This window comes from Sporosarcina sp. NCCP-2222, from assembly GCF_023168145.1.
In the GTDB taxonomy this organism is placed as follows: domain Bacteria; phylum Bacillota; class Bacilli; order Bacillales_A; family Planococcaceae; genus Sporosarcina.
Window position 1 is genome coordinate 238,425 of record NZ_BQYK01000002.1, and the last position, 14,285, is coordinate 252,709.

Here is a 14,285-nt window from a genome sequence, read left to right on the forward strand (position 1 = left end):
CGCCCCTCCATTTGGAATCCGGGATTGCGTTGACATGGACGCTGACAAATAAATCCGGATCTTCCTCAATCACAATGCTTTCCCGAAGCTTCAAATCGGCAAATTTCCGTTCCCGATTCGTTCCGAACTTATCACTCGGCGCATGCTCCGCAATAGCGTCACCATTTTTTTCACGCGTCATCACAACAATGGCACCCTTTTTTTCAAGCCGCTTCTTTAATTCATGAGAAATGGATAACGTGATGTTACTTTCAATTACTTCATCCACCGAAGCACCTCCATCCAACCCTCCATGACCCGGATCCACCACGATTTTCACACCGGCTAATTTTTCCGGCAAAAAAAAGCCACGGTCGGACGCCTTCACGCCATACAGCACCACACCTAATGAACAGACAAATAATAATCCGATAATGAGCCATCGCTTCAACTCGACACCGCCTTTTTCCACACTATACGCGGTGGATGAGTGGGATATGCATAGCTTGTATTCATCTACAAAAAACAAACTGCCCCGTATCGTGTAAACGGGACAGCTTATAGCGAATTCACATCACTTTTTCCATCTTCTCTTTCAAACGCTTTTTTAATTCCTTGGCAGCAGCCACCTTTTCATCTAACTGTGGAGAAATTTCTACACGATACGCACCGCTCCGAATCGCATCCTTTAATTCGCGCACGGTTCTGCAGCTCACATCCAGGATATTGACTACTGCACCATACTGTAAGCTTTGATGTGTATCGCTCCCTCCCACTACCGGAATACCGATTTGCTCAGCCAATGCATACACTTCACGACAATTTTCCTCGATGCCTTTTTCATATAGATCCTTGCCATTCAAATCAAACGCATCTAATTTCGCCAAAAGGTCTGACGGTAATTGGTGAAGTGGCGTGCTCTCCCGATAAGGATGGGCTCCTATAACGAGGAAATCAACATTCGCCGTCCTTTTCAACAGTTCCTGAAAAGGAATAAAGTTCCCTTTCTCTGTATAGGGCTCAAGTTCCTTTCTGAAGTCGAGCAAGTCTGCCCGCTTTCCGATTAAAAGAATATGCCCTGTCTCATTTATGTCGACTTCCATTCCAGTGAAGACTTTCAAACCTTCAATTTCATAATAAAGGTCTACGTATGGAAAGTGATCGTCCAATGTATCATAAACATCTGAGAAGCGATGCGTATTAAAATGCTCCGTCAAGGCAATTGCATCCAGGTGGTTTTCCTTGGCTGCTTGAACCATATTCATAAAATAATCAAGTGAGAAATCTACTTTCTTTGATAATTTTCCGTGTGTGTGAAAATCAATTTTCATATGCTATTCTCCTATTCTGCATCTACTAGAAATGTCCCAAGCCAAAATGCAAACGAAATATAGGCAACTGTGCCAATTAGAAACAATGGATCTTTATACGTATACGTCAAGTGAGCCAATTTCATTTTCTTTACTTCGGAATTTGTAAATGAATAACTAAATCCTTTGGTTTCCAATGCTTCAACAGTAGTTCTCGATCTTTTAGCACTGTTCAATATAAGTGGGTAAAATGACAACACTAATAATTTCAAGTAATAAGAAGCCGTCCGCCAATAAAAAATACCGTGTGTCTCTGGAGCTTTCCCACGTAAACGGTAGGACAGGAACACCCTTTGAAATTCTTCCACCAGTGTAGGAAGGATTCGATAACCGAAGGATACACTGAACGAAGCCTGCCCGGGAACGCCAAAGCTGAGCAGCGCATCACTAAATCGTTCAGGATCCATACTGGTGAAAACGGCAATACTCGCCAATGCGATAACAGCTAACTTTACCGTTAACCAAAACATCGGAATCAATGAGGCGAGGCCACCTCCGAAAACTAAAGAAACAAGCAAAAGAAATCCAATTTCTCCTAGCAATCCAACGCAGAGAATGACAATGATCAAAGGGCTTACACGCGCCATAATTGTTAAAACAACCATTAAAACCAAAAAGCAACTTAATACGATTTTGTTATGAATAAACCACGGTACGATACCAAAAAATAAGTACCAAATAATCAGCGTGCGAGGGTGCAAGGAGGCGAGAAAAGTTTCTTTGCCACCATAAGCTGTTTTAATTAATTCACTTTTTACGTATTCGATATTTAATTTTTCACGCATATCCTTTACATAATTCAAGTTGTACTCCCTCCGCTTCTACTGTATCCAAGCGTGATGTGAATTCATCAATTGTAAAGCAGGGTGGCTCTAGACATAACTTACGGCTCAATTGTAAAATTTGAGGCGGGACTAAACCCGCTTTCCTCATGACATCCTCGTTTCCAAAAATGTCGTACCGACTCCCGTCAGATATAATAGAACCAGAATTCATAACGATGATTCGGTTGGCCCATTCTGCCACCAGCTGCATATCGTGGGTTGCGACAATGACTGTCTGCACATGATTCTGCAACTTTCCGAGCATCTGGATCACCTGCTGTTTTGTGGCCACGTCCAAATTAGCAGTCGGTTCATCCAATAAAATGACGGCAGGATTCATCGCCGCACCAATGGCAAGTGATGCACGCCTTTGCTGGCCACCGCTTAGCAAACGGCCATCTTGATGCTGAATATCCACTAAATTGAAATCGACAAGCAGCTTATCGACAATCAATTCATAATCCGGAATTTTTCGCACCCGCAAATAATATTCAATATCTTTCCGGATCGAATCATCTATGAACATTTCCTCTGGACTCTGGTAAATATAAGATACTGTCTCACTTAATACTTCGGGACTCGCTTCCCGCGTTGTTTTACCCAGAACCACAACTTGTCCATCGCTCGGTTTCACAATGCCAGCAATCAATTTAAGCAAGGATGATTTCCCTGCACCATTATTCCCTACCAACGCAACGAGGTCGCCTTGATAAAACGAAGTATCCACCTCGTAAAGAACCCGCTTACGTTCCTTCTTCAGCGTCCTATACTCTAGTGAAACATGATTGAAACGAATTACTTCCCTATTCTCCGTCATGCATGTCGGTCTGAAAGGAGGTAATGGGACCTTACGCTGTATATAGGTAGAGAAATGTTTGATCGCTTCATCCATGCGTATCGGAAGAAGGCTGTCCTGAGAATCTTTCTCTAACAATGCATAGGCTGCCTGGGTCACTTGCGGCGGGAAAATATTCCGATGCAATAATTCCCGAACTTGTGACAAAGCTTCCTTCACATCTTTTTTCCACACGAGCTCTCCTTGATCCATCAGTATGACTTCTTTGCAGTAATCCGCGATGAATTCAGTGTGATGTTCAATGACGATAATTGTAATACCAAACTCATTATTCAGTTTTTTCAATATGTCATAAACCTGTTTCGCATGATTGGGATCCAGCTGTGCGATCGGTTCATCTATAATCAGGAGTTTCGGTTTCATAGCCAATGCTCCTGCTAATGCAAGCAAGTGCATTTGCCCTCCACTCAATTGCCAAATAAATTCATTTCGCAACGCAGACAGCCCTGTTATATTAAGAGCCCACTCTCCTCTTTGCCTATAATCGGCCAATCCGTAATTTAAAGGAACAAAGCTAACATCATCGATTACTGTCGGACGCACTAACTGATTTTCAAAATCTTGGTACACATATCCGATATTTCTAGACAGTTGCGCTACTGTGTGTTCACTTGTCTTCATCGTGTTCAACACAACCTCACCCTCGAAATCACCAACATAAAATTGAGGGATCAAACCATTGAATGTTTTGCATAATGTCGACTTTCCTGAACCATTTCCGCCAATGATGGCCGTAAATTCACCTTCGTAAATGGTTACATTTATATCCTTTAGTACCGGACGATCGGCCCCTGGATACGTAAAGGTGACATTCGTCAATTGGACGAGGGGATTAGGCAACATTGTCCAGTTTGCTCCTTTGTGTTTTATTTTTTCTAGCCATCAATACGATGGTGATACATGCAATAACAGCAGCGACAGCTATGACAATCCAAATAAACCAATCGCCGAACATTTCCATAAAATCAGGTTCCCACTCACCAAAGCTAAATTCAGTTTCAGATAAAAATTCAGCAATGATGGCAGTCGCTGATAAGACAATACCAATTACTACAAATCTTGGAGTGATGACTTCTTTCATTGTATAGCGGTCATCCTTGTTTCTTGGTTTCATTCCTAACAACGGCTCAATTTTCCCGTACAAACGCGGAACCAAGTACAATGTCGGCAATAAAGCGAAAAGGATACCGGAAAACAACAAATCATTTAGAAAAGCAACACCCTCAATAACGATGATACTTTCAGCCAACCCCTTGACAGCCTCGAATTCTTCAACCCCAACCCAAACTTTGCCTATGTCCACAATCATGCCCAGCAGGTGATGGACTACCAATCCTGACATAACCGCCATACCCACTTGCATACGATTCAATGGGTTTCGAACTAAAATGCCTGCGATATACATTCCCAAGGAAAACGTGATAAATTTTTCAATCTCGCCGATGCCTCCAAACTGTCCAAGCATCAGTTCTCCGAAAATTATTTCCCCTAATGAGGCACCGATCGCAGCATATAACGGATGAAACAGAATGCATAATGTTAATGGAATAAATGCAAAATACTCCACCGACAGTTCAACTGGCCCGATTTGTAAACTCGGAATGAGTTCTGTGAACATGTTTGAAAGACCATACAAGGACATTGACAGAATAAAGACCATCATTTTTTGTGACTGTGTTAACTGAAATACTTCACGCTTCGCCATTGAATTCATCCTCCCTTTCATTTCATACCAATCGTACCAACCAATTGTTAATAAAGTATAATTCCAATGTAAATTATTTTTAACAAAGATAAGTTATGAAAAATATTTTTCATATGATAAGCTACATGTAACTAACATGGTAAGGAGTTTGTTTACAGATGCCTGATATGAAGTGGAACGTCGAAAATATGACACCCCATCAGAAAACAATTGCAGATTTTGTGCAAAAACATATGAGAGATCTTCTTTATTTAACTGAAACAGAAATTGCCCAACAGTTAAGTTTAAGCAACGCAACCGTTTCTCGTTTTTGGAAATCAATTGGCTTTGAGAATTTTAAATTGTTTAAGGAGTACGTAAAAGACCGCCTGGAAATTTCACCAGCTAACAAACTTGAAAGCATTTTAAACCAAGTAAGCGCCGGTAGTATCCAAAGTGAGATGCTACAAGTGAGCCAACACAATTTGGAAGAAACACTTGTCCACTTTTCTACCGAAGACTTCCAACAAGCTGTCGATGCACTTTCTTGCGCCAAAACAATTTATATTTATAGTCCCGGTCCATCAGAAGGACTGGCACATCTGCTAAAATTCAGACTATCTCGGTTCGGTAACGTCATTCATCTTTTAGCAAAAAGTGGGCATGAACTACTTGAATCATTAGTGCATATGACAGAGCATGACACTTTGCTGATTTTTGGATTTGTCCATCTTCACCCTGAGACTCGCGTACTTCTAGACCACGCTAAAACAATATCATGCACATCAATTGTATTGACTGACCGCCTCGTCTCCGATTTCAATACAGAGGCTGACATTGTACTGTATGCAAGCCGAGGTGAACTTTGGGAGTTCCACTCAATGGTTGCCCCCACGTTTTTAGTCGAAAATATAATTATCGGCGTTGGAATGAAACAAAAAGAAACTACTCTCCAGAAACTAGAGACACTCAACAGATTACGCAAGATGTATAAAAATGATCTTCCGAGGGACTGAATTTTAGAGAAGGTATATTAAAGATTGGCCCGTCTGTCAGTTCTTTCTAGCCGGGCCTTATACGAAGTGAGCAGATTAAATTTTTTGAATTTCATATTTATCCCATTGACGATTTTCTTGAAATGATTTATCCTTAAATCAAGATATCTCGAATTCGAGATAAATTCAAAGTGACAGGAGAGATTTGGCATGGCAAATTGGACAGTAGACAACTCGCATTCTAGTATTGGTTTTTCCGTAAAACATATGATGGTGTCAAAAGTGAAAGGTGTATTTGAAAATTATTCCGCCACGGTGACAGCCGATGACCTGACGGACTTGACGACAGCTTCCATTACTTTCGATATTCAAACTGCTTCGATTAATACAAAATCGGAGGACCGTGATAATCATCTCCGTTCCGCTGATTTCTTTAACGCAGAGGATTTCCCTACAATTTCATTTCAATCGACAAACATCGTAAAAGACGGCGATGACGAATATAAAGTGACAGGCGATCTGACAATCAAAGATGTAACAAAACCTGTCACATTTGATGTGGAATACAACGGAAAAGGAACGAATCCGTGGGGCGTTGAAGTGTATGGTTTTGAAGCGGAAACCAAATTAAATCGGGAAGAATTCGGTTTGACTTGGAATGCCGCCCTTGAAACAGGAGGCGTTTTGGTAGGAAAAGATATTAAGATCTCAATCGACTTGGAAGTGAATCCTGCACAAGCCGAATAAATATAGCATTTTTGCTTTTATTTGCGAAAAGAGCCCTTCGGCCTGAACCGAGCGGGCTCTTTTTGTACTTCAGATCGATAATAAAAAAATCTCATCCTTCATAAAAATGAAGAATGAGACTGCTTCGGCTTTATTCAACTTCGCCTTGCCACGCCAACATGCCGCCGACCATATTCGTTACGTCATAGCCTTGGGCCTCGAGAAATTCACAAGCACGACTACTGCGGCCGCCTGACCGGCAAATGATGATATACGACTTGTCTTTATCCATTTCATCCAAACGTTCCGGAATTTCACCAAGCGGAATATGAATAGCCGTCCGAATCATACCTTGTGCCACTTCATCATCTTCCCGAACATCGATCAGATGGAAGGACGTTCCTTGTTCCAGTTGTTCTTGCAGATCATTTGTTGTAATCTCTTTCACATTGGTTCCTCCTCGGATAAGCATAACTCCATGATATACACCCGTCCATGCCTCGTCCATCGAGATGCTTCCTAGATTTTTCAGCCAATCGTTTTTACAATATTGCCATCTTGATCTGTAATAGTGGTCTTTGCAATATGAATGTTCATTTTATCTTTCATCGAGACTTCAAACTCGCCCTGTTTTGGCAGCAGCTTTTGGCTCATATCCTCAACGGTTTCGTCATTTAGCGTAATGTGAATAAAGTCTTCCGAATGCTCAAATTCGTTCTGCTGTCCTGATTTAAACGCAACGCGGATGCCCGCTCCCGATAGCGTCAGTTCTTTTCCTTTGAGCAACCTGCCGCGGAGCAGCTTTCCAATAATCTCCGCTTGTTTTGCACCAATTGTAAGCACGGACGGCGTTTGACGCAGCCACCCCTTCTTTCCAGCACTCCATTCGAGTTGATCCACAAACAAAAAGCCCGTATTGGAACCTTCTTTCTCCATCCCCTCCTGGACAATTTTAGCAACCGAGTGATCCGCCAAAATCGTGTCACGCCCTAAATCTGTTACATAACTAGGAATGTGAGACAGTCCGGCAGCGAGGACACCTAATGTGTTCCACGTTTGCATTGCTTCCAATTCATCATGCGTAATGCCAACCATTTGAAGAAATTCAACGTGTCCATTTGGCGTATCCATTGCCTCCAGCTCCGGATCCTTCACAAATGCCAAGGCAGTTAATTGGGTATCTGCCCCTAGGCATATGGGACCGTTTGCATCCAAATAGTCCCCCGCCCGAAAGACATTGCCGCTGTTAAAGACATACCGCCCCATATTTTGCAGTAAATTTAACGCCCATGCCGGCGGCTCTTCCTCATCCTCTTCCCGTACAAGACGAAAAGTCAATTCAAAACCATACCCGCTTTCCTCCGGATCTTCCGTTTCTTTCTCATAGAGTTCCGAAAAGCCATACGTCACAAAATGCCAATGCGGCACCGGTTCAACCGACTTATACACACTGATTCCATCAAGCGGATCCGATCCGCCAAGCGCATACGAAATAAGCGTCCCATAATGCTTCGGTTCCTGTTCCCCGTATATCGTCTTCACTGCGCGATCAATCGCATCCCAACCTGTAGTCATCACTTCTTCGCTCACTGATACAACCCCCCATGTTTACTTTTATTAGATATACCTATTTTATCAAAACTACTGATTCAACGCCTGCTTAGGAGATGCCCGTTTTTACCGGATGACTGCTTCGATTTGTTTCGATAATGCTCAAGTACTGCAAGAGTCTTGTATCCGCAGCTGGAGTCCGCAATTAGTTGAAAAAGTCCTCGTATCTGTCGCCAGAGTCCGCATTTATCAAAAAAAGTCCGCGTATCTGTCGTCAGAGTCCGCGATTAATGAACCGAGTGCTCAAATAATCAAAAAAACTGCTCGTATGCATTTTCGGTGTCCGTCATTAACGATCGACCGCTCGTATGTCCTTGGCAACCACTCGTATCAGCCGACTACCGCTCGTATGTCTCGAGCAACCACTCGTATAAATCGACAACCGCTCATATATCCCGGGCTACCACTCGTATCAGCCGGCAACCACTCGTATGTCTCGAGGAACCACTCGTATAAATCCACAACCGCTCGTATATCAAGGGCTACCACTCGTATCAGCCGGGAACCGCTCGTATGTCCTAGGCTACCACTCGTATCCCCTTCTACAATCAAATCACTTTCTCAGTCCATCTCACTTTGAACAAGCAATTCCAGCAGGTTGCTTGGCTATTTCACAGGCAGCTTCCCGTACACAGCCGAACGCCAAAAAGGACTGTCCAACAAATCAGTTATCACTGACTTATCGGACAGTCCTATGTCTTAACCATTGTACATTTTATTCTGCCCGCTGCACTACGAATTCAACGGCATGTCCAGCTGCGTCTGTCACAACTATAGCAAGAAGATCTTTTCCGGCATCAAATGAAGGTAGCTCAAATGAAAACGTCCCGTCTTGGTTCAACAAGAACGATACAACCTCACCCGCCTGGCCGTTTTTCGTCAACATGTACGAGGCCTGCAGTTTTTCATTCAGCTCGAAACCTTCCCCGATTTCTTCTAGGGCCTGATTGAATTCGATATATTGGTCTGTCACATGGCCTTTCACTGAGACCGCATGAATGGAGGCAGTTACCATAGGCTTGGTCGTTTTTACAAAGACGGGACCGATGCTTCCCGTCAGAGAGAGCGCTTTTACCATCCCTGTAAAATCAACTGAATAGATTCCATCCGCCAGCAGTGTCTCTTCTCCCGACCAGGAGGATTTGTATTGATGGGATATCGGAAACTCCCTAGTTCCGAGACTAATCCCGTCTCGATAGAACAAACTATCCACCGGCTCTTTTGTTACATAATTAACAAGTTCCAGAGATGGATAGGATACGTCTGTATTTACCGACAATCTGACAGCTACTTGTCCGCCGGCTTCCATTTCAGTAAAGGAGAGATCCGTCTTGGTCATGCTAAACGCCTCAATGGCAGGTGTGACGGTTGCTCCGTTGCTGAAATCGGCTGCAAATGGCAATGATATTTCAACCGATCGGTCGCGGCTGGCAATTCGGATATAGCCTGTTAGCTCATCTCGATATTTCGTATTCGGATTTTTTGATGCTTTTAATGAAACCTGCAGCCTTTGTTCCCCATGGAGCGTAAAGGATGGCTGGTCAATGGTTACTTCCGCATCACCAAATGAAGTAATCACTTGAACCGTGACATCATATTCTCCCCCAGCCCCTTTTATATCTTTTACTAGAAGAGACTTTGAAATCAAAATATCCTCGTCAAGGGTTACGGGACCAAATGTAACAGTACCTTTTTGATTTTCCACCCATTCCCCTTCGCCATTCACATCGACCTCCTCAATGGAATAGGCAAGGATAGCCGGATGAACGGCTGCATAGGGCTGGACACGTCCCGCGCCTTGATCGAACACATCAAACTTATCAGTATCGAGCACTTTCGCTGTATTGGAAAGAGCCACTTTGATATCAAACGGCGTCCAGTCGGGATGGGCTTGCTTTATGAGTGCTGCTACCCCAGCTATGTAAGGCGCGGCCTGCGATGTACCAGTCTCCGTTTTATAGGCATCCTTATAAATCGAGTCTGATTTATCTTCCACATACCTCGGCATCGTTGAAAAAACGTCTGTTCCTGGCGCCAATACATCGGGCTTGATGTCGAAATTTGGTTTGGACGGTCCACGAGAGCTTGAGCTGTCCACCTGATCATCCCAAGTCGAATTGCCGACTGAGATGCCGAGTCTGGAAGTGCCGGGAGCCCGCACGGAACCGCGAACCGGCCCCGTATTGCCAGCCGTACTGATCGCAACGACACCGGCCATCACTGCATGATTAAGAGCAATAGAGATTGCATGGGTTTCTAAATCACTATCCAAGCTTAGCGAAAGATTGATTACATCCATCTCCTGCGCGACCGCTTCCTCAATTCCCTTTAGAAGGTAGGATGTTTTTCCGGTCGTATATGCGCCAAACACCCGATAGGCATACAACTCAATTTTAGGAGCTACCCCTTTTACTCCATTTTTCCCTGCCAAAATTCCTGCGATATGCGTTCCGTGATACGATTCAAATGTGGCTCCGGTGGAAGGATGTTTTTCCGGAGCTCCTTCCGGGCGTTCAGCAGGTGACGTTTCGGAAGGATCGTCTTCCTCTCTCGGCCGGGCGTACTCTTCCGGATCGGACTGATCGACAAAGTTTTTCCCGCCTTTATATACTTCTTTTAAATCGGGGTGGTTTTTGTCTATACCCGAATCAAGAACCGCCACCTTAATTCCCTGTCCTTCAATTCCTTCTGACCAAAGAGCTTGCAACTCACGAAAAAGGCAATCCATTTTCAACTCTTTCTCAGACTCATCGGTCACCAGTGAGGTCCCCGCTCCTCTCACTTGCATATCCGGTTCAATCCAAACCACTTCCTTGAGAGAACGGATCTTTCCGATGTCCTCCCGTCGAACAAGGGCAGACAATGCATTCAGCACAGTTCGAAATGGCTGAACTTCACTAACCCTGATGTCTCTTGCAGCCATCTCGCGAAGGACTCGCTGTTGTTGCAGATTTACGGCTGCATCTGCTTTTTTGTAAGCTTCGTCTGTGAAAGGAATGCCGTCCACTTCCGCCGCACGCCTCTGCAGAACGATAGGGTCTTCACTCAAGTGAACGATGACAGCTACTTCTTCTTCCGAAGATACGTTATATAAGTTAAGCATGTAGGATCTCCTTTAGCTGGTTAAATAGTTCATCACTTCTCCATCATTAATTTCAAAATCCACTCATCTGTTTGCCGTGTCCCTTCATTTCCAAGCGTACAGAAGGCTTCAATGCTCTTTTCGACATCATCGTGAATAAAACCGTCCGTCGATTGAATCTCTTGATGACTCATTGCGAGCAACGCGGATTGTACAGCTACGTTGGAGCAAGTGGAGACCTTCATGGCGCATCCGGCTTTCGCACCGTCGCAAATCATTCCGGATACATTGCCTATTGTATTTTGCACCGCCGCTTTCACTTGCTGGAGTGTCCCGCCAAGCAAATAGACGATAGCAGCGCTGGCTCCCATTCCGGCAGCTGTTACACCGCATAATGCCGATAAACGGCCAAATTTCGATTTTATATGAATGGTGACAAGGTGGCTGAGCGCTACAGCGCGGATCATGACGTCCTCAGAAACTTGAAGCTTCTCTGCTGCAGCAACGACTGGCAGGGTGACGGCAATCCCTTGATTTCCACTGCCTGTATTCGCCATGACCGGCAGAGTGGAACCCGCCATCCGCGCATCGGAGCCAGCTGCAGCGAGCGACATGGCCGCCGTCGCTAAGTCATCTGACAGTATTCCTTTCTTCACATTCTCCTGAATCGTCCGGCCGACATTTAATCCATAGTCGCCAGACAGCCCTTCCAGCCCAATCACTTTATTCAGTTCAATACTTCTCTTGACAAGAGCCAATTCCGATAACTCCGCTTGCAGCACCCACGCATAAATTTCATCAAGCGTCAGTGCCTCTAGCTCCTCCTCTTCCGATTGGATGCGGACGTTTTCACATCCACCGCGGAATACAGCTTCGCCATCCACTTCAATTAACGTAATATTACTATGGTTATCGCTAATAATTACGCGAGCTTCCTTTTGATCTGTCTTAACCTTCACTTCAATATATAATCTTTTCGGCGTATCGGCCTGGCCTGCCTCGATTTTTCCTTCTTCTATAAGTTGGAAAGCTTTCTTCTCATCGTCTTTTGTCAGCCCATCCAGCAGTTCTAATTTTCTCTCCGGATTTCCTCCTACCGCACCGATGGCAGCAGCAAAGTCGAGGCCTTTGCCGGACATGCCCGGAATACCGACGGATTTTGCATTCTTTATGATATTTCCGCTGGCCATCACGACAATTTGCCGGATTTCGCCTTCCGCATGACTCTTGGCTGTCGCCGCCGCTAATGCGATCGCTACCGGTTCAGTGCACCCCAGTGCCACTACTAGCTCTTTCTCTAAAATCGCTGAAATTCTATTTCTCTCCATTTCAAAACCCCCATATGGTCATCATGATGCTGCCTTTCTAATTCAATTACGCGCAACATCTTATCTGCTCTTTCTCTTGAACATACTGAGTTTCGACCTGAAGTTCAATGGGGTTCGTCTATTATGGAGTTTTTCATGTCAGGTTGGGCAACCCCCACTCCAATTCAACAAAAAAACGCCTATCCGGTGTAACCAAATAGGCAAGTTGTGAATGGAAATGGAGTAGGTTTTCTTAAGAGGTTCATTCATTCAAATAGGATTCTCAGACTTCATTTTCATCAACAAATCAAAATAACGATTCGCTTTCTCTTCAATGTAGGCCACTCTCCGTTTTGCTTCTTCCAACTGGGCAAGTGCCGCAGCTTGTTGTTTACTCATAATCTCATAGCGCTCCGATACGGTGGCATCCCCCTCCTGACAGAGGGAGATATATGTCTTAATATCGTTTAGCCCCATTCCGCAATGCCTCAGATGTTTTACACACAACAGCCAGTTAACCGCAGCTTTGTCGAACTGGCGATTGTTATGTTCGTCGCGCTGTAAATTCGGCACTAATCCTTTGTCCGTATAGTAGCGGACTGTGTGCTCGGTTAAATCGAGCAATGCAGCCACTTCTTTCACCGTGTACATCGCTCCAGCCTCCTTTATGGGCGCCCAAATGAACGGCTATAAAATTGCCCTGATTGAACCATCCGGCGTACTGTTTCTAAACGGAGGGATTCATATTCATCCACCGCTCGAACGGCTGCCTGTCCTTGTACTCCATTTTCAGCGCATACCCCTAATGCCACCGCATCCTGCAAGGATTCATTAAACCCGCTTGCCGTAACAGGAGCCGGGACATGTGCCGCATCACCCACGAGCGCGACCCGGCCCTTCACCAGCCGATCGGGCACATATTCTTTAATCGGAATTCCGATTAGCGTCCGTTCTTGAATGGCATGACGTGCAGCAAATCGCCAAGGTTCCGGCCACCCTGCGGTCTCTGCCTCCAGCTCTCTGAGCGTCTGCTCCGGTATATCTTGTCCATTCAATGAATGGCAAACAACCATCCCTTCCACGCAGCCCAGCTGGCGCAATAAACCGCTTCGCTTATTGTCATACCATGTACAGCCGATTCGACGGCTCCCGGCAATTGAAGACTTATCCTCTCTTTCAATGATGGAGCCGAACTTAAAGCCATCATAACTATCAAACATCTCAACGGAAGGGCCACCCCCTGCAGGACGAAGCGACTCGGGCAAATCATTCTCCCCGATGGAGGCGAGCCATCCCATGTAGCCAGCATATGTAGCGTTCGCATTGTCAGGCGACACATATTTTCGCACCTGGCTATTGTGCCCATCCGCACCAATCAGCAGATCTCCTTCGATTCTCTCCCCTTGATCGGTTAAGGCCCAGGCCGATTCCTCATTCTGTTCTACTGCAACGATACGCGTATGATAGCGAAGACTGATCCTGTCATTTTGTTTCGCTGCCTCCCGCAGGCGCGACTCGATCGATGCCCAAAGCTGGACGGAACTTTCCCCTCCCGACACCAATTGCTTCAGCAGTTTCTCTGTCTTCGAGCGACCGAACGTTCCACCGTCTACACGGAGTCCCGATCCGCCAATCCGATGTTCTCCCACTTTCTCCACGATGGTGACCTGGATACCCTCTTGCGCGAGGGCGATACCGGACATGAGTCCTGAAAGTGAGGCACCGACAATAACAGCCGCTCCTCTTTGGTCTTTCTCAATTTCAACATTCATAACGCCGATCCCCCTCCCGATTTTTTAAAGTAGTATATCACCTTCGAGCAACTCGCAGTCAACCGTAAAGAGTAGCCTC

At 45.0% G+C, this 14,285-nt stretch carries 14 protein-coding genes; 2 read left to right on the plus strand and 12 right to left on the minus strand.

Annotated features, from left to right (window positions below):
- From NCCP2222_RS05145 to NCCP2222_RS05165, 5 genes are all read right to left on the minus strand, one after another.
- Nucleotides 1-430: N-acetylmuramoyl-L-alanine amidase (locus tag NCCP2222_RS05145; RefSeq protein ID WP_248510215.1), on the minus strand; the 430-nt coding region annotated here is incomplete at its 3' end.
- A gap of 118 nt (nucleotides 431-548) precedes the next feature.
- A complete protein-coding gene (locus NCCP2222_RS05150; RefSeq protein WP_248510216.1) occupies nucleotides 549-1,310 on the minus strand; it encodes a PHP domain-containing protein in 762 nt (253 codons plus the stop codon).
- Between the two features lie 11 nt (nucleotides 1,311-1,321).
- A complete protein-coding gene (locus NCCP2222_RS05155; RefSeq protein ID WP_248510218.1) occupies nucleotides 1,322-2,152 on the minus strand; it encodes an energy-coupling factor transporter transmembrane component T family protein in 831 nt (276 codons plus the stop codon).
- Nucleotides 2,127-3,872 carry an ABC transporter ATP-binding protein gene (locus tag NCCP2222_RS05160; protein ID WP_248510226.1) on the minus strand — a complete coding sequence of 582 codons (1,746 nt, stop codon included), beginning with the start codon at nucleotides 3,870-3,872 and terminating at the stop codon, nucleotides 2,127-2,129. The genes NCCP2222_RS05155 and NCCP2222_RS05160 overlap by 26 nt, the downstream gene beginning before the upstream one ends.
- Entirely contained in the window at nucleotides 3,862-4,734 is an 873-nt protein-coding gene (locus tag NCCP2222_RS05165) for a DUF8171 family membrane protein (protein WP_248510228.1), read from the minus strand. The genes NCCP2222_RS05160 and NCCP2222_RS05165 overlap by 11 nt, the downstream gene beginning before the upstream one ends.
- Nucleotides 4,735-4,892: 158 nt before the next feature.
- Between NCCP2222_RS05165 and NCCP2222_RS05170 the strand changes: the two genes are divergently transcribed.
- Nucleotides 4,893-5,729, plus strand: a complete 837-nt coding sequence (locus tag NCCP2222_RS05170) for a MurR/RpiR family transcriptional regulator (RefSeq protein WP_248510230.1) — start codon at nucleotides 4,893-4,895, stop codon at nucleotides 5,727-5,729.
- A gap of 189 nt (nucleotides 5,730-5,918) precedes the next feature.
- Complete coding sequence (locus NCCP2222_RS05175; protein ID WP_248510232.1) at nucleotides 5,919-6,455, plus strand: YceI family protein; 537 nt, start codon at nucleotides 5,919-5,921, stop codon at nucleotides 6,453-6,455.
- A gap of 130 nt (nucleotides 6,456-6,585) precedes the next feature.
- On the opposite strand, the gene NCCP2222_RS05180 is transcribed toward NCCP2222_RS05175, so the two are convergent.
- The 7 genes from NCCP2222_RS05180 to NCCP2222_RS05210 form a co-directional block, all read right to left on the minus strand.
- Entirely contained in the window at nucleotides 6,586-6,882 is a 297-nt protein-coding gene (locus NCCP2222_RS05180) for a rhodanese-like domain-containing protein (RefSeq protein ID WP_248510234.1), read from the minus strand.
- Between the two features lie 80 nt (nucleotides 6,883-6,962).
- Nucleotides 6,963-8,024, minus strand: coding sequence for a suppressor of fused domain protein (locus NCCP2222_RS05185; RefSeq protein ID WP_248510235.1), 1,062 nt, complete (start codon nucleotides 8,022-8,024; stop codon nucleotides 6,963-6,965).
- 351 nt (nucleotides 8,025-8,375) lie between these two features.
- Entirely contained in the window at nucleotides 8,376-8,597 is a 222-nt protein-coding gene (locus tag NCCP2222_RS05190) for a hypothetical protein (protein WP_248510236.1), read from the minus strand.
- 163 nt (nucleotides 8,598-8,760) lie between these two features.
- The gene (locus NCCP2222_RS05195; RefSeq protein ID WP_248510237.1) at nucleotides 8,761-11,148 is read right to left on the minus strand and encodes a S8 family peptidase; all 2,388 of its coding nucleotides are present in this window, start codon (nucleotides 11,146-11,148) and stop codon (nucleotides 8,761-8,763) included.
- Nucleotides 11,149-11,180: 32 nt separating this feature from the next.
- The gene (locus NCCP2222_RS05200) at nucleotides 11,181-12,455 is read right to left on the minus strand and encodes an L-cysteine desulfidase family protein (protein WP_248510238.1); all 1,275 of its coding nucleotides are present in this window, start codon (nucleotides 12,453-12,455) and stop codon (nucleotides 11,181-11,183) included.
- A 249-nt stretch (nucleotides 12,456-12,704) separates the two neighbouring features.
- Nucleotides 12,705-13,085 (minus strand): MerR family transcriptional regulator, encoded by a 381-nt coding sequence (locus tag NCCP2222_RS05205; RefSeq protein ID WP_248510239.1) that lies wholly within the window; start codon nucleotides 13,083-13,085, stop codon nucleotides 12,705-12,707.
- A gap of 14 nt (nucleotides 13,086-13,099) precedes the next feature.
- A complete protein-coding gene (locus NCCP2222_RS05210; RefSeq protein WP_248510240.1) occupies nucleotides 13,100-14,206 on the minus strand; it encodes an FAD-dependent oxidoreductase in 1,107 nt (368 codons plus the stop codon).
- Nucleotides 14,207-14,285 lie beyond the last annotated feature (79 nt).